The sequence below is a fragment of the Granulicella tundricola MP5ACTX9 genome (assembly GCF_000178975.2).
GTDB classification, from domain to species: domain Bacteria; phylum Acidobacteriota; class Terriglobia; order Terriglobales; family Acidobacteriaceae; genus Edaphobacter; species Edaphobacter tundricola.
Map to the genome: position 1 here is coordinate 470,594 of NC_015064.1, position 14,671 is coordinate 485,264.

A 14,671-nucleotide genomic window follows, 5' to 3' on the forward strand; every position below is an offset into this window, starting at 1 on the left:
AGTATATGCCGAGAGATTATTGGACGCGGGAGTGGCGGTAACCTTCTCTGGTGAGGGCTCCCAGGAGTTCGGCTACTTGTTCTTTGCCCCGGGTTTCCATGGTGATGTCGATGACGGTGTCGCCCAGGTTTACGCCGTAGTAGGCGCGGTTGTAGAGGGTGTTGACGATGTTGGCGCGGTGGCTGGCGATGAGCTTGGTGAGGTCGGCGAGGGCTCCGGGTTTATCGAGGAGATGGATGCGGAGGAGGATGAGACGGCCGTCCTGGACGAGACCCCGCTCGATGATGCGGGAGAGGAGGGTGACATCGATGTTGCCGCCGCAGACGAGGACGCCTACGTTGACGCCGCTGCGGGTGCCGAGGGAGGTTTTGCCCTGGAGGAGGGCGGCCAGGGCTGCTGCTCCGGCTCCTTCTGCGAGGGTTTTTTCGCGTTCCAACAAGACCAGGATAGCGGAGGCTATTTCGTCTTCGTCTACGGTGACGATCTCGTCGACGTAACGGGCGATGACGGGGTAAGTGAGGGTGCCGGCGCGGCGGACGGCGATGCCGTCTGCGATGGTGGTGGCGGCGTCGATGGTGATGGGGTGGCCGGCGGTAATGGCGGCGGACATGGACGGGAGGCGCGAGGTTTGGACGCCGATGACGCGGATGTTTGGGTTGGATTCCTTGATGGCGGTGGCTATGCCGCCGATGAGGCCTCCGCCGCCGATGGGGACGATGACGGCTTCCAGATGTGGCACTTGCTCTAGCATTTCCAGCGCGATGGTGCCCTGGCCGGCCATGACGGCGGGGTCGTCGAAGGGGTGAAGGAAGACCATGCCTTCGGCCTCGCAGATGCGGGTGGCTTCGGCATAGGCCTCGTCGTAGTTGGCTCCGTGGAGGATGACCTCTGCGCCGAAGTTTCTTGTGGCGGTGACTTTGACGAGGGGTGTGGCGAGGGGCATGACGATGATGCTGCGAACGCCGAGCCGCGTGGAATGATAGGCGACGCCCTGGGCGTGGTTGCCGGCGCTGGCGGCGACGACTCCCCGGGAACGCTCCTCCGGTGTCATCAGCGTAAGGCGGTTGAGGGCTCCGCGCTCCTTGAAGCTGCCGGTCATCTGGAGGTTTTCCAGCTTGAGGTGGACCTGCTGGCCGGTGAGGTTGGAGAGCATCTCGGAGCGGGGGCAGGGGGAGTAGTAGACGCTGGAGCGGATGCGCTCGCGTGCGGCGAGGACGTCTGTGAGGGTGATGGCTTGGGTTTGGAGAAGGCTTTCAGACATTGGGTAAGGGTAAACCTTGGGCGGTGTTGTCAGTTATTAGTAAAGCAACTACAGGTTCCTCCGCTTCGCTGCGGAATGACAACAAAGGAAGTTGAGGAATGACAGACGATGAGCTAGTGGCGTGAGAGTTGGAGCCAGAGGTGGTCTATTTGGGTTTGAAGGGCTTCGAGGGTGGTTTCGTTTTCTACGATGTAGTCGCACTCGGGGGCCTTTTCGGCGTCGGGGATCTGGCGGAGGAGGATGCGGCGGGCTTCGGCGGCGAGGGTCTCGGGGTCGGCGGTGGGCGTGCGTTCGAGGGCTCGGCGGATGTGGCGCTGGATCTTGAGCCAGTCGGGGGCGGTGACCAGGATGAGGGCGTCGAAGCGGTCGCGCCAGTTGTCTCCGAATTTCGTTTCAAAGATGAGGGCGGATTCGGTGACTACGATGGCGGCGGGGTTTTGGGTGAGGATTGCTTCGGTGAGTTCGAGTTGGCGGGCGATGGTGGCGGGGTGGACGATGGCGTTGAGTTCTTCTACTCGTCCGTCCTGGAAGGCCAGGCGGGCGAGGGTGGGGCGGTTTAAGGAGCCGTCTGGGCTTAGGACTTGGGGGCCGAAGTGATGGGCTATGGCTTGGGAGACGGGGGTGCCGGGTTGCATGAGGGCTCGACCGATCTCGTCTGCGGAGAGGATGTGGGCTCCGTGGGCGGCGAGCATGGCGGCGGCGGTGGATTTTCCGGAGCCCAGGCCTCCGGTGAGGCCGATTCGTTGAGACATGTGTGTGGCTCCGAAAGAAGGCCCGGGGCTAAAGCCCCCTTCTTATTTGGCCCTTGACGGGGGCCTGAAGGCCCCCTCTAATCCGAACGGCAACGGCAACGGCAACGGCAACGGCAAGAGTAAGAGCAATGGCAACGACAACGGCAAGAGCAACGGCAAGAACAGGCAACGGCTTGGCATTGACCAGTTTCGAGTCGCGAGTTTCGAGTTACGAGTTGATGCCGCTGCGGCGGAGGGTGGCGGCTTTGACGGTGTTGGACATGAGCATGGCTATGGTGAGGGCTCCTACGCCTCCGGGGACGGGGGTGTAGGCGGAGGAGGTGGGGAAGGCGGCGGGGTCTATGTCGCCTATGACTACGGAGCCGCGCTTGGCGAAGAGGGCCTGGCGGGGCTCGTTGTTGGGAAAGAAGCGGGTGACTTCGGCCTGGTCGGTGAGGCGGTTGATGCCTACGTCGATGAGGACTGCGCCGGGTTTGACCATTTCAGGGGTGACGAAGCCGGGGCGGCCGATGGCGGCTACGAGGATGTCGGCCTGGCGGGTGACTTCAGGTAGGTTGGCGGTACGGCTGTGGCAGATGGTGACGGTGGCCGAGGCGTTCAGGAGGAGCATGGCCATGGGCTTGCCGACGATGTCGGAGCGGCCGATCACGACGGCGTTTTTGCCTGAGACGGGGAGGTTGCGGCGGCGTAGGACCTCCATCACGCCGGCGGGGGTGCAGGGCTGGAGGCCGGGCTGGCCGGAGACGAGGCGGCCTACGTTGACAGGGTGGAAGCCGTCGACGTCCTTGTCTGGGGAGACGGCTTCGAGGAGGCGTTTGGTGTCTACGTGGGTAGGGAGGGGGAGCTGGATGAGGATGCCGTCGATCTCGTTGCGGGCGTTGAGGCTGGCGACGATTTCGAGGAGCTCTTCTGTGGCGATGGACTCGGGCGGGGTGATCATCTCGGAGTAGATCCCGAGCTCGCCGCAGGTTTTGACTTTGGAGCGGACGTAGATCTCGCTGGCGGCGACGTTGCCGACGAGGATGACGGCGAGGCCGGGGGTGATGCCGCGGGCGGTGAGGGCGGCGACTTCGAGGGCGACCTCGGATTTGATCTCTGAGGCTACGGCGATGCCGTCGAGGATTTGGGGAGTGCTCATGGATCAATGATAGCTGCGCTTGTGGATGCGGGGGTGATCCCTTGGGAGAGCAGAGCAGGCGTAACGAGGATAAGAACGATCAAGGCGGGATAAGAGAGGAGCTGATGGAGTTTTCGCTTGTTTCGTTTCTGTTTTGAGTTCTCTGTTCTCTGTTTGGGTGCCGGTATCATTGGGTATGGCTTTGTTGCAGGGGCAGGTGGATCTTCTGGTTTGTCCGGTTTGTTTTGGGCGGCTCGTGCTGGCTGAGACTACCGTGCGGTGCGAGGGATGTGGGCGGGTCTATCCGGTGGTGGATGGACTGCCGGTGCTGCTGGCTGATAGGGCTGTGCGGGGTTGAAGGACTGTGCAATTTTGCACAGGAATGCGAGAGTTTTGATCCGAAATGGTATTCGGATGAAATTTGAGTCGATCTTTTCTCTCAAGTTCGAGGCGTATTTGCATCCGACAAGGGATGGATGCTTTTGAGAGATTTCCGATTGTCGAGCTGACGGATCTTCGGGATGAGCTGCGCAGCGCGGGGCTGGATAGCTGGCAGGCCGGGGAGTTGCTGACGGCTTTTCTGGCGGCTCGAGGGTATGGGGTGTCGAACGATGAGGCGCGGGGTGCGGCTTCGCGGCTGGAGGCTCGGGGATGTTCCGTGCCGCACATTCAGAGAGAGCTGGAGTCGCTGGCTTTTGTGATGTAACTGACAGCACTTCTGGCGGAGAATTTGGGTGTTGTCGACATCCAAAGGCGGCTTTTTGCATCGTTAAGGAATGCGTTCTTTTTTCCGTGGCCGTTTTGCGTCGTTCGTTATGGTGTTTGGGTTGGCTTCTGCGTGTTTTGCGCAGAGTGGTGGTGCCGGAGCGGTGCAGGGTGGGGCTCCGGGTGGGAAGAACGCAGGGGATCAGCAGCATGTGAACCAGTCGCAGGCTCCGGATACGAAGACTGCCTCGGGGTCGGATACGAAGGATTATGCTTCCGGCAGGACGGTTAAGGTGTCTCCGCTGGCTCCGGCGAGTGCGCCGGCGAAGGTGTTTGCGCGACCGCGGATTGGGCTGGCGCTGGGTGGCGGTGGTGCGCTGGCGCTCTCTGAGATCGGGGTGCTGAGGTGGTTTGAGGAACACCATATTCCGGTGGATGAGGTGGCGGGGACGTCGATGGGGTGCATGGTGTCGGCGCTGTACTCGACGGGGCGGACGCCGGAGGAGCTGACGGGCGTGATGAACGACAAGGTGTTCACGTCGGTGTTTTCGCTCTCGCAGACGTATACGTCGAAGTCGTTCCGGCGGCGGGAGGACTCGCGCGAGCTGCCGAATGCGATCACGATTGGGCTGAAGCATGGGGTGAGCTTCAGGAATGCGGTGCTGCTGGACCAGGGGTTGAACTCGTTTCTGGACAGGCAGTTTCTGCGGTATGACGACCAGGTGGACTTCAATGCGCTGCCGATTCCGCTGCGGTGCGTGTCTACGGATCTGAACGATGGGGTGCCGGTGACGTTTGCGCGTGGGTCGATTCCAGATGCGATTCGTGCTTCGGTTTCTTTGCCGGGAGTTTACAAGCCGTTTGAGATGGATGGGCATGAGTATGTGGATGGGGGGGTGCTGGACAATCTGCCGACGTCTTCCGTGAAGGCGATGGATGCGGATGTAATTCTGGCGGTGTCTCTGCCGCTTTCTCCGCTGGACAAGGGTGGCCTGGATTCGATTCTGGGGGTGCTGCAGCGGTCTTTTTCCGTGGCGATCGAAGGGGCGGAGCGGGAGCAGAGGAAGATGGCGAACGTGGTCATGATGCCCGACGTGAGTGGGTATACGGCTGCTGATTATTTGAAGACGGCGGGGCTTGCTAAGCGAGGGTATGCGGCTGCGGAGGCGAACAAGGATGCGCTGCTGAAGTATGCGGTGAGCGATGCGGATTGGCAGGAGTACCTGGTGCATCGGCGGAGTTTGAGGCGTGGGCCTGCGGCTCCGGTGTTGCGGGTAAGGGTGAAGGCTCCGAACGCGTCTGCGACGCTGGCTGTCCAGAGGCTGTTTATGCCGCTGGTGAACCAGCCGGTGGATACGCGGAAGATCGAGACGCTGCTGGACCAGGTGCGGGCGGATGGGCGGTACGACGCGGACTATACCGTGGGGTATGAGACGGAGGCGGAGTTCAGGGCGCAGCAGAGTGGGGCTGGGCTGGGGAAGAAGGGGACGGTGGATGTGCCTGTCGCTACTTCTACGAGCCAGTTGCCGGCGAAGGATCAGGATAGCTTGAAGGCGGAGTTGAATCAGCAGCCGAATGCTGCTCCGCAGAGTGCGAATGGGCAGCGGGCGGGTGCGCCGGTGCCGAATCCGAATGCTCCTTCGACGGGTGGGCAGCCGGGGCTGACGGCGGCGGTGGCGGATGCTCCGGACCAGAAGGGGCTGGCGGCTACGCAGAGGGTCACGAATGAGTCGCTGGCTGACGTGGCGGACCGGCCGATTATTCTGGTGACCGTCGCGGACAAGAAGACGGGGCCACCGTTCCTGGAACTGGGCGCGAATGTGCGGGCGCAGACGACTGCGGTGACTCGTGCGACGTTGCAGGCGATTGTGCTCGACCAGGATCTGGGTGGGTATGGGAATGAGCTGAGGACGTCCGTGCGGGTGGGGTATGAGACGGCGATCGATACGGAGTTTATCCATCCGTTCAATGCGGTTTCGAGCCCTGGGTTCAACTACTTTGTGGCTCCGCATGGGCAGGTGTTGCGGCAGCCGGAACAGATTTATTCGAACCAGGTTCGGCTGGCGGACAGGCTGCTGCAGCGGTTTGGCGTGGGTGGGGATATTGGGGTGTCGAACCAGAGGACGCAGGAGCTGAGGGCGGGGTACGACTTTACGAATATTCGGTGGGATCTGCTGGTTGGTCAGGATAACGCGGCGACGTTCTATGGGAACTCGCAACGGGCGCGGGTGCGGTATGCGTATGACGATCAGGATCGTGCGCTGATTCCGCAGTATGGCGTGCGGTTTGTGACGGAGGCGGCGTATCTGTTCGACGCGGTGGGATCTCATAATGCGCCACAGATCACGGCCGAGGGGACGTATGCGCATCGGTTCCGGCTGCCAGGCGAGGCGAAGACGTTTATGCCGAAGAAGAGTGCGCCGGATGATGTGGTGGAGGCCAAGCCGAACCAGGGCAAGGAGATCTTTGCCATGGCGGTGGACTCGGGGACGATGTTCCACCGGAGCGTCGCGCAGCCGTTTCTCTATACGCTGGGCGGGCCGGTGCGGCTGTCGGCTTCGGCGATCGATGAGTATCGGGGGACAGACTACTGGCTTGTTGAGCCGGGGCTGCTAAGGCGGATTGCGCAGTTGCCGCAGCCTCTGGGGCAGAGTATCTATGTCGGGCTGGTGTATGAGGCGGGGCAGATGTATGCGCCGGGGCAGCGAACGATTACGCGGCAGGATGTGTTTCTGGGGCTGGCTGCGGAGACTCCGCTGGGGGTGATTACGTTTGGGCCGGCGATTGGGGACCATAACGAGCGGAAGTTTGTGTTTACGCTGGGGAGATTGTTTTAGAGACAGTGGTGAGGCAGTGAAGGGAAGTGAGGGTGCAGTGGTGGGGCAGTGACCTCAGGCATAATTTGGTATGCCCTCACTTTGGTCTCCTGCTTCGTGGTCGTCTCGTTTGGAAGAGCTACTCTCGCCTGCGGGTGAGTTGAAGGGCGCGCCGCTGCGGCGGGATGTGCGATCGCTGGGGATGCTGCTGGGGCTGGTGCTGCGGGAACAGGCTGCGGCGGGGGTGTATGAGTCGGTTGAGGGGCTGCGGCTGGCGGCGATTGGGCGGCGGGAGTCCTCCGATGCGAATGCGGGAGCTTTGCCTTCCGTGGCGGCTGAGGCGGCGGATGCTGGGCGAGCCTATCAGTTGGCGCGGGCGTTTTCTTTCTATTTCGAGCTGATCAACCTGGCGGAGACGAATCACCGCAAGCGGCGGCGGCTGGCGCACCAGTTGGAGGATGCGGCTCCACAGCGTGGGTCTCTGAGGGGGACTTTGCGGGCGTTGAAGAAGGCTGGGCGGAGTGGCGAGGAGATTCGGGAGCTGCTGGCGCGGGTGCAGGTGATGGCCGTGTTTACGGCGCATCCGACGGAGGTTGCTCGGCGGTCTGTGATGTTCAAGCGGCGGCGGATCAGCGAGCTGTTGGAGCGGCTGGATGGGATTCCGGTTCCGGGTGCGACGCTCGAGGCGCTGGAGCGGGATCTGACGGCCGAGATTACGGCGCTGTGGCAGACGGATGATGTTCGGGCGCAGAGACCTACGGTGCGCGACGAGATTCGGATGGCGCTGGATTATTACGAGAGCTCGCTGTTCGATACGCTGCCGGTCTTGTATGGGGAGATTGAGGGGGCGCTGGCGGCGGAGCTTGGGGACAAGGTGGAGCTGGAGGACCTGCCGCTGCTGGTGACGTTTGGGAGCTGGATCGGTGGGGACCGGGATGGGAATCCGTTTGTGACCCCTGCGACTACTGCCGAGGCACTGGGGGCTGCGCGGGAGTTGTTGTTTGGGCATTATCTGAAGCGGCTGCAGACTGTGTTCGATCAGCTTGGGAGCTCGACGAATCAGGCTGGGGTAACCGACGAGTTGGAGGCTCGGCTGGAGGTTTATCTGGCGGAGCTGCGGGTGGCGGGCTCACAAAGTGCGGAGCAGCGGTTTGTGGAGCGGTTTCCGCAGGAACGGGTAAGGCTGCTGGTGGCTTGCATGATGCTGCGGCTGGGTGGGAGTCCGCAGAGCTCCGTGAAGCTGGAGGCTCCGCCGCTGGCTCCGTATACGGCGGCGACGGAGTTGGTGGGGGATCTGCGGGTACTGCGGGCGTCGCTGGGGGCGCATCATGGCGAGCGGCTGGCGGCGATGCTGATCGATCCGCTGGTGGTGGAGGCGAAGACGTATGGGCTGCACCTGCAGGCGCTGGATATTCGGCAGCATGCGCGGGTACATGCGGCGGCGATTGAAGAGCTGGCGGGGGCATCTGACGTTGCGAAGGTGCCTGAGGCCTTGAGCGCGGGGACGATGGAGGTGCTGGAGACGTTCCAGATGCTGGCGAAGCTGAAGCGGGAGTATCCGGCTGAATCCGTGGCGCGGTATGTGATCTCTGGCGCGACCTCTGCCGAGGATGTGTTGAATGTGGTGCGGCTGGCCCGGGTTGGGGGCGTTGCTGTGGAGGGATCGGAGAGTGATCCAGGGTTGCAGCCGGTGCCTTTGTTTGAATCGATTGAGGATCTGCAAAATGCGCCTGCGATCTGCCGGGAGCTTTGGGGTGCGGCGGCTTACAAGCCGCTGCTTGCGAGCTGGGGCGGTGCGCAGGAGGTGATGCTGGGGTACTCGGATTCAAACAAAGATGGCGGCATGATGACGAGTACGTGGGAGATCTTCAAGGCGCATCGTGCGCTGTATGAGGTGGCCGCGGAGTGTGGTGTGACGCTGCGGCTGTTTCATGGGCGCGGCGGGACCGTGGGGCGTGGTGGTGGGCCGACGCATCGTGCGATCTATGCACAGCCGATGGATAGTTTCAGCGGGCAGCTGCGGTTGACGGAGCAGGGTGAGGTGCTGAACTGGAAGTACTCGGATGTGGTGCTGGCGGAGCGGAACCTGGAGTTGATGATTGCGGCGTCGCTGGATGCGCTGGGACGGCCAAAGGATAAGGGCGAGCATTTGACTGGGGTGCTGTTGCCGGAGTGGGAGCGGGTGCTCGATGGGTTGAGTGAGAGCTCTTACGCTTTCTACCGGAAGCATATTGTGGATGATCCGGAGACGTTCACTTACTTTGAGCAGGCTACGCCGGTGGCGGAGTTGGAGCATGCGCGGATTGGGTCTCGGCCTGCGAAGCGGACGGATGCTTCCTCGGCGAAGAAGCGCTCGATGGAGGATCTGCGGGCGATTCCGTGGGTGTTCGGGTGGATGCAATCGAGGCACCTGGTGCCGGCCTGGTTTGGGGTGGGTCATGCGCTGGCCTTGTATGAGGCTGAGTTTGGGCTGGACTTGTTGCAGAAGATGTTCCGGTCGTTTCCGCTGTTCATCGACATTGTGCGGAATGTGGAGATGGCGCTGGCTAAGGCGGACTTCGGGATTGCGCGGCTGTATGCTTCGCTGGTGGAGGATGCGGGGCTGCGGGAGCGGGTGCTGGGGACGCTGGAACGGGAGTTCGAGCTGACGACGAAGATGGTGCTGGCGGTGACGGGCCAGAGCGTGCTGCTGGAGAGGAACGCGGTGCTGGAGCAGTCGATCCGGCTGCGGAACCCTTATGTTGATCCGCTGAGTTTGCTGCAGGTGGAACTGATGCGACGGAAGCGTGGGCTGGGCGAGGCGGATGAGGTGGAGCGGGGGAATATCGATCGGGCGATTACGGCTACGATCAATGGGATCAGCGCGGGGCTGCGGAATACGGGCTGATTGTTTAGAAGGAGAGCATCTTTGCTCCCAATCGCTGAAAGTGTTTGCGATTGAGCGTCACCAGTGTGAGCGCATGGATATGCGCCGTTGCGGCTATCAGGGCGTCTTCCGCTGTGGCGGTGTGTCCTGAAGATTTCGCGAGTGCTACAAGGTTGCCGGCATGGAGCGCTATCTCAGGACTGATCGGCAGGATGCGGTTTTCGTATATCTCCAAGATGGATACGGAGAGCCAATGCTCAAGGCTTTTCTTGCGTTTTCCGGTTGGAAGTACCCCTACGCCTTGCTGCAGTTCCAGCAGATTGATGACGCTGATCGCAGTATCCAAGTCGTTCGTAGCAGCAAGCCAGGCCTTCACTTGAGGGTTAGGGAATGGTTTTGTGCGCTGGGAGAGGATGTCTGTGTCAAGGAGATAGAGCACGGACTACTCGCTCAGATCGATGACCCGGGTGCTGGGCCTGCGGCGTGGAATTTTGAGATTGGAGCCGCGCAAAGGGGAGTTACTCAGCACGTCCCATACAGACCGCTGCGGTCTGGTTTCGGAACGGTCAGGTGTGGCGAGGCGCTTCCATTCGTCGATGGAAAGGACGACAGCAACATCCCGGCCACTGCGCGTTACCTTCTGCGGGCCGGTCTTTTCCGCCTCGTAGATCAGTTCGCTCAACTGCGCCTTTGCTTTCGCGATGCCCCATGTGGCCATAGTGCTTCCCTCAGAGACCATGTTAGTCGGAAGTGACCATTATGGTCAGATTTCTTTTTCGAGGCATAGAATCGCGAGATGGATGTTGTGGGGAAAGATGGGTTGGACAGTACGCATGTGCTGGCGTTTCGGCGGAAGCTGACTCATTGGTATCGGGAGCATGCTCGTGAGCTGCCTTGGCGGGGCGTGCATGATCCTTACAAGACCTGGGTGTCCGAGGTGATGCTGCAGCAGACGCGGGTGGCGGCTGTGCTGGAACACTACGACCGGTTTCTGAAGCTGTTTCCGACGATCATTGCGCTGGCGCTGGCGCCCGAGGATGAGGTGCTCGCTGCCTGGTCCGGGCTGGGGTACTACAGGCGGGCCAGGATGCTGCATAAGGCGGCGCAGTTTGTGGTAAAGGAGCTTGCGGGGAAGATTCCGGGACAGTCGGATGAGTTGCGGAAGCTGCCGGGGGTGGGGGAGTACACGTGTGCGGCGATTGCGAGTATTGCGTTTGGCGAGAGCATCGCGGTGGTGGATGGGAACGTGGAGCGGGTGCTGCTGCGCGTGACGGGGCGGGCGGAGGAGGCGACTGCGGCGGGCAAGGCGTTTATACGAGTGCAGGCGGGGCTACTGGTACCGCATAAGCGGGTGGCGCACCACTCGAATGCTGCGGGGGATCATAACCAGGGAATGATGGAGCTGGGGGCGACGGTTTGCCTGCCGCGCGGGCCGCTGTGCCTGGGGTGTCCGGTGTATGACCTTTGCGCGACCAAAGGTGAGCATGTGACGGCGCCGAAGGGCAAGCAGCGGAGCCAGACGGTGGCTTATCTGCTGGAGACTCGGAAGGATGGGGCGAGGACTGAGGTGCTGCTGGAACGGCGCGGGGATGAATCGAGCCTGATGCCGGGGATGCTGGAGCTGCCGATGCTGCCGCTGGATGCGGTGGAGGAGCGGGAGCCGATCTTGCGGGTGAGGCACTCGATTACGAACACGAACTACTATGTGGAGATTTATACGGCCCCTGGGATGGGGGATAAGAAGTTGAGAGCGGCGATTCCGGCTGCCAGGGAGACGTTGAGCTGGGCGGGGGTGGGGAGGCTAAAGGAGCTGCCGCTGACGGGGCTGGCTCGTAAGGTGTTGATGCGAATGGATCTGATGGGGGTGGCGGGGCCGGAGTCGCCGGAGATGATGAGGGATGAGGTGAGGAAGGCTTTGAGGGAGTAGGAATCAGGGTGCGTGGTGGGGTTTTGCGGCATCTCATGGAGTGCGGCTACAGGCCGGATGCTTCAAGGAGATGAGTTATGGATCGCAGCGCGAGTGCAGTTTGGCAGGGCGGACTGAAGGACGGTAAGGGAACGATTTCAACGCAGAGCGGCACGTTGCACGAGGCGCAGTACAGCTTCAGCACGCGCTTTGAGAATGGCGTTGGGACTAACCCTGAAGAGTTGATTGCGGCGGCTCATGCGGGCTGCTTCACGATGGCGCTGAGCGGGCAGTTAACTTCGGCTGAGCTGACGCCGGACTCGATTGAGACGACTGCGGTGGTGACGATGGAGAAGACCGATGACGGGCCTACGGTGACGAAGATTCACCTGGTGACGAAGGCTCGGGTGCCGAATGCGGATAAGGATAAGTTCGATGAGCTGGCGAAGAAGGCTAAAGAAGGGTGTCCGATTTCGCGGCTGCTGAAGGCTGCTGAGATCACGTTGGATGCTCAGTTGGTTTGAAGAAGACAGAGTAAGGCGTAACGCGGATAAGAAGGATAAAAGCGGGATAAGAGACGAACTTATTGATTTGTTCGATTTCTTTTTTGTGAAGGGCTCGGGGCTTTGGCTTCGGGCCCTTCTTTGTTGGTGCTTCGGGCTTGTAGATCAACTAATAAACACGTCGAAGTTAGTGCGAAAAATATGTAAGTGGGGTGTAAACCTAGTTTGAATTTGGGAGTCCAACGGCAAACGAATCATGCAGCCGGTACACATAGTGAGCTGCCCGAAGTGTGTTTTATGCCTTGGAGAGGACAGGGGCGCGATATCCCGACTTAGAGGAGACTCGCCTTGGTTGAACGACAGAGATTTTGTAGGGGTTCCTTGAGCCGTATCGCTTTGACTCCTGCGCTTGCAACTGCTGTAAGTGTGATTGGGTCTGTAGGGTTGCCGAAGTTCTGTGAGGCGCAGACTGCTGTTTCCAGCAGTATCGTGACTGCGGAAGAAGACGGCGGCAATAGCGTAGACAGACCGGCGCGGCGGGCGGCGGGGCAGATGGTTGGGCCTAAGCTTCGGCTCTACGATCCGGCGAAGATCGATCTATCGCTGGGCGTGTTTCCGCAGTTGACGCCTACGCGGACGGTGCAGAATTTTGGCGGGGAACAGATCCAGGGGACGACACCTTCCGTGGGTTTTCTGACGACGTTTCATCAACAGTTTCATGCGTGGTCTGGGTATGAGGTCAACTTTGCTTATACGCGGCTGGTGGAGAACTACATCAGCGAGAGCGGGGGAGCTACGACCTCGACGGGCGCGACGGTGGGGACGTTCACGCGGGGTTCGATTGGGACGAACGTGTATGAGCTGAGTGGCGCATATGTGGCCAAAGGGCCGGGTGCTACGCGGCGGCTGCAGACGTTCATGCTGGGCGGGCCGGCGATGCTGATCTTTCAGCCGACGACGAAGCAGTACCAGGGGTCGTCCAGTGTGCGTGCGGCTGTGCTGTTCGGCAGTGGGGTGGACTACCGGTTGAGCGATCACCTGGGGCTGCGGGTGGAGTATCGGGGGCTGTTTTACAAGAACCCGGACTTTGCGGCGGTGATCTCAAACGTGCCGGTGAGCAAGCAGTTCACGGTGACGAACGAGCCTACGGTGAGTTTGACGTATCGGTTTGGGGCTTACAGAAAAATGCAGTGAAGAGACAGTGAGGATGCAGTGGAGAGGCAGTGAAGGTACAGTAGGGCGCTGATGGATGTTGATCGTCAGGGCCAGAGACCCATGTCTCAGAGGCGAGACATGGGGCACCCAGTTCCGTGGCTAGTGGGAGTGGCCGTGGTGGCTGTGATCGTGGGAGTGTGCGCCGGCGATCTCTAGTTCGGGTGGGGCGGAGCAGCCGTGGGTGGTCTCGCAGCCGCGGGTTTCAAACTGGATGGTGGTGTGGGAGATGTGGAACTTGTCCCAGAGGGCGTTCTGGATGCTGTCGAGGATGTGGGTGCAATCGCTCATGGGCATCTCTGAGACGAGGACGTGGCTGGCCAGGGCGTGGGACTTGGAGCCGAGGCTCCAGACGTGGAGGTCATGGACGCCGTTGACGCCTTCTACGCTCTCGATGGCGGTGCGGATGTCGGGCAGGCTGAGGTTCTTGGGGGTGCCTTCGAGGAGGATGTTGAGGGTGTCGCGCACGATGCCGTAGGAGCTGATCATGATCATGCCGGCGATGATGAGGGAGAGGACGGGGTCGATCCACTGGAGGCCGGTGAACAGGATGGCTGCGCCGCCGGCGATGACGGCTGCGGTGGAGAGCGTATCGCCGAGCATGTGGAGGAAGACGCTGCGGATGTTGACGTCGCCGGAAAACTTCCAGAGGAGGGTGGCGATGAGGCCGTTCATCAAAACGCCGGCGACGGCCACGTACATCATGAGGCGGGGCTGGACGGTGACCGGGGCGTACAGGCGATGGAGAGCGGAGATGGCGATCCAGGCGGCGAGGACGATCAAGGTGAGGGCGTTGACGAAGGCGGCGAGGACGCCGGCGCGCTGATAGCCGAAGGTCTTGTGGTCGTTGGCGGGGCGGGACTGGAAGTAGACGGCGACGAAGCTCAGGATGATGGCGAGCATGTCCGAGACGTTGTGGCCGGCCTCAGAGATGAGAGCGAGGGAGTGGGCGCGGAGGCCGAAGTAGAAGGTGGTGATGACATAGGCGGCCGTCAGGGCGAGCGAAGTCTTGAGGATTCGCTGCATCGTACGGTTGTTTGAGGCGACCATGTGCATAAGTACAGTGTAAATGCAGTGTGGGGGTAGTGATGGTGCAGTGATGGGGCAGGAAAGGTGCTTATTGCTTGGGTAGGGAGTTTTGGAGGGCTATGAGCATGAGGGTTACTTCGGTGGCGAGGGATTCGCAGTTGTCGATTGCGGTTGGATCTCCTAAGTGCAGGCCTTTGGCCAGGACGAGTTGAGTTTGAAGTTCGGCCAGGGAGCCTCTGGAGATGCCCAGGAAATGACGAAACTCGCCGCGGGTGTCCCGGCTTTGGCCTTCTGCGATGTTGCTGGGAATGGAGACGGCTGCGCGGCGGAGTTGTGAGGTCAGGCCGAAGTGTTCATCGGGTGGGAAGTGCTTTGTCAGGTCGTAGATGGCGAAGGCTAACTCGATCGCTCGTTGCCAGACGGTGAGTTGGCGGTGGGAGCGCATGAGGACAGTGTAGAGGCAGTTTTGGGGCAGTGATGCGTTAGTGATGAGGCAGTGAGAGG

The 14,671-nt window shown here is 61.2% G+C and carries 14 protein-coding genes; 7 read left to right on the top strand and 7 right to left on the bottom strand.

Annotated elements, in window-relative coordinates; genetic code table 11:
* Positions 1–16: 16 nt before the first annotated feature.
* The 3 genes from ACIX9_RS01950 to ACIX9_RS01960 form a co-directional block, all read right to left on the bottom strand.
* Positions 17–1,261, bottom strand: a complete 1,245-nt coding sequence (locus ACIX9_RS01950; protein WP_013578790.1) for a threonine ammonia-lyase — start codon at positions 1,259–1,261, stop codon at positions 17–19.
* A gap of 113 nt (positions 1,262–1,374) precedes the next feature.
* Positions 1,375–2,013 (bottom strand): dephospho-CoA kinase, encoded by a 639-nt coding sequence (coaE, locus tag ACIX9_RS01955; protein ID WP_013578791.1) that lies wholly within the window; start codon positions 2,011–2,013, stop codon positions 1,375–1,377.
* A gap of 208 nt (positions 2,014–2,221) precedes the next feature.
* Complete coding sequence (locus ACIX9_RS01960) at positions 2,222–3,151, bottom strand: bifunctional 5,10-methylenetetrahydrofolate dehydrogenase/5,10-methenyltetrahydrofolate cyclohydrolase (RefSeq protein ID WP_013578792.1); 930 nt, start codon at positions 3,149–3,151, stop codon at positions 2,222–2,224.
* Between the two features lie 175 nt (positions 3,152–3,326).
* On the opposite strand from ACIX9_RS01960, the gene ACIX9_RS25360 reads away from it, so the two are divergent.
* The 4 genes from ACIX9_RS25360 (at position 3,327) to ACIX9_RS01975 (ending at position 9,538) form a co-directional block, all read left to right on the top strand.
* Entirely contained in the window at positions 3,327–3,488 is a 162-nt protein-coding gene (locus tag ACIX9_RS25360) for a Trm112 family protein (RefSeq protein ID WP_013578793.1), read from the top strand.
* 114 nt (positions 3,489–3,602) lie between these two features.
* Positions 3,603–3,836, top strand: a complete 234-nt coding sequence (locus ACIX9_RS01965) for a hypothetical protein (protein ID WP_013578794.1) — start codon at positions 3,603–3,605, stop codon at positions 3,834–3,836.
* 70 nt (positions 3,837–3,906) lie between these two features.
* Complete coding sequence (locus ACIX9_RS23380; protein ID WP_232298772.1) at positions 3,907–6,672, top strand: patatin-like phospholipase family protein; 2,766 nt, start codon at positions 3,907–3,909, stop codon at positions 6,670–6,672.
* 70 nt (positions 6,673–6,742) lie between these two features.
* Positions 6,743–9,538 (top strand): phosphoenolpyruvate carboxylase, encoded by a 2,796-nt coding sequence (locus tag ACIX9_RS01975; RefSeq protein WP_013578796.1) that lies wholly within the window; start codon positions 6,743–6,745, stop codon positions 9,536–9,538.
* A 4-nt stretch (positions 9,539–9,542) separates the two neighbouring features.
* On the opposite strand, the gene ACIX9_RS01980 is transcribed toward ACIX9_RS01975, so the two are convergent.
* Positions 9,543–9,956: a type II toxin-antitoxin system VapC family toxin gene (locus ACIX9_RS01980; RefSeq protein WP_013578797.1), complete on the bottom strand. Its 414-nt coding sequence runs from the start codon at positions 9,954–9,956 to the stop codon at positions 9,543–9,545.
* A gap of 3 nt (positions 9,957–9,959) precedes the next feature.
* Positions 9,960–10,235, bottom strand: coding sequence for a type II toxin-antitoxin system Phd/YefM family antitoxin (locus ACIX9_RS01985; protein WP_013578798.1), 276 nt, complete (start codon positions 10,233–10,235; stop codon positions 9,960–9,962).
* Between the two features lie 78 nt (positions 10,236–10,313).
* Between ACIX9_RS01985 and ACIX9_RS01990 the strand changes: the two genes are divergently transcribed.
* From ACIX9_RS01990 to ACIX9_RS02000, 3 genes are all read left to right on the top strand, one after another.
* Positions 10,314–11,444 carry an A/G-specific adenine glycosylase gene (locus tag ACIX9_RS01990; RefSeq protein ID WP_013578799.1) on the top strand — a complete coding sequence of 377 codons (1,131 nt, stop codon included), beginning with the start codon at positions 10,314–10,316 and terminating at the stop codon, positions 11,442–11,444.
* A gap of 77 nt (positions 11,445–11,521) precedes the next feature.
* Entirely contained in the window at positions 11,522–11,947 is a 426-nt protein-coding gene (locus tag ACIX9_RS01995) for an OsmC family protein (RefSeq protein ID WP_013578800.1), read from the top strand.
* A gap of 360 nt (positions 11,948–12,307) precedes the next feature.
* The gene (locus ACIX9_RS02000) at positions 12,308–13,120 is read left to right on the top strand and encodes an outer membrane protein (RefSeq protein ID WP_157477221.1); all 813 of its coding nucleotides are present in this window, start codon (positions 12,308–12,310) and stop codon (positions 13,118–13,120) included.
* Positions 13,121–13,240: 120 nt separating this feature from the next.
* Here ACIX9_RS02000 and ACIX9_RS02005 read toward each other — a convergent pair whose 3' ends face one another.
* Entirely contained in the window at positions 13,241–14,194 is a 954-nt protein-coding gene (locus ACIX9_RS02005; RefSeq protein ID WP_013578802.1) for a cation diffusion facilitator family transporter, read from the bottom strand.
* A gap of 61 nt (positions 14,195–14,255) precedes the next feature.
* On the bottom strand, positions 14,256–14,612 hold the full coding sequence (locus ACIX9_RS02010; protein WP_013578803.1) for a four helix bundle protein: 357 nt from the start codon (positions 14,610–14,612) through the stop codon (positions 14,256–14,258).
* Between the last annotated feature and the right edge of the window lie 59 nt (positions 14,613–14,671).

What these genes read in the sequence shown, in the direction of transcription:
- ACIX9_RS01985 (WP_013578798.1), bottom strand. Translation starts at nt 10,235, where the DNA reads ATGGCCACATGGGGCATCGCGAAAGCAAAGGCGCAGTTGAGCGAACTG.
- ACIX9_RS25360 (WP_013578793.1), top strand. Translation starts at nt 3,327, where the DNA reads ATGGCTTTGTTGCAGGGGCAGGTGGATCTTCTGGTTTGTCCGGTTTGT.
- ACIX9_RS01965 (WP_013578794.1), top strand. Translation starts at nt 3,603, where the DNA reads ATGGATGCTTTTGAGAGATTTCCGATTGTCGAGCTGACGGATCTTCGG.
- ACIX9_RS01950 (WP_013578790.1), bottom strand. Translation starts at nt 1,261, where the DNA reads ATGTCTGAAAGCCTTCTCCAAACCCAAGCCATCACCCTCACAGACGTC.
- ACIX9_RS01960 (WP_013578792.1), bottom strand. Translation starts at nt 3,151, where the DNA reads ATGAGCACTCCCCAAATCCTCGACGGCATCGCCGTAGCCTCAGAGATC.
- ACIX9_RS01995 (WP_013578800.1), top strand. Translation starts at nt 11,522, where the DNA reads ATGGATCGCAGCGCGAGTGCAGTTTGGCAGGGCGGACTGAAGGACGGT.
- ACIX9_RS02010 (WP_013578803.1), bottom strand. Translation starts at nt 14,612, where the DNA reads ATGCGCTCCCACCGCCAACTCACCGTCTGGCAACGAGCGATCGAGTTA.
- coaE (WP_013578791.1), bottom strand. Translation starts at nt 2,013, where the DNA reads ATGTCTCAACGAATCGGCCTCACCGGAGGCCTGGGCTCCGGAAAATCC.
- ACIX9_RS01990 (WP_013578799.1), top strand. Translation starts at nt 10,314, where the DNA reads ATGGATGTTGTGGGGAAAGATGGGTTGGACAGTACGCATGTGCTGGCG.
- ACIX9_RS02005 (WP_013578802.1), bottom strand. Translation starts at nt 14,194, where the DNA reads ATGCACATGGTCGCCTCAAACAACCGTACGATGCAGCGAATCCTCAAG.
- ACIX9_RS23380 (WP_232298772.1), top strand. Translation starts at nt 3,907, where the DNA reads ATGCGTTCTTTTTTCCGTGGCCGTTTTGCGTCGTTCGTTATGGTGTTT.
- ACIX9_RS01975 (WP_013578796.1), top strand. Translation starts at nt 6,743, where the DNA reads ATGCCCTCACTTTGGTCTCCTGCTTCGTGGTCGTCTCGTTTGGAAGAG.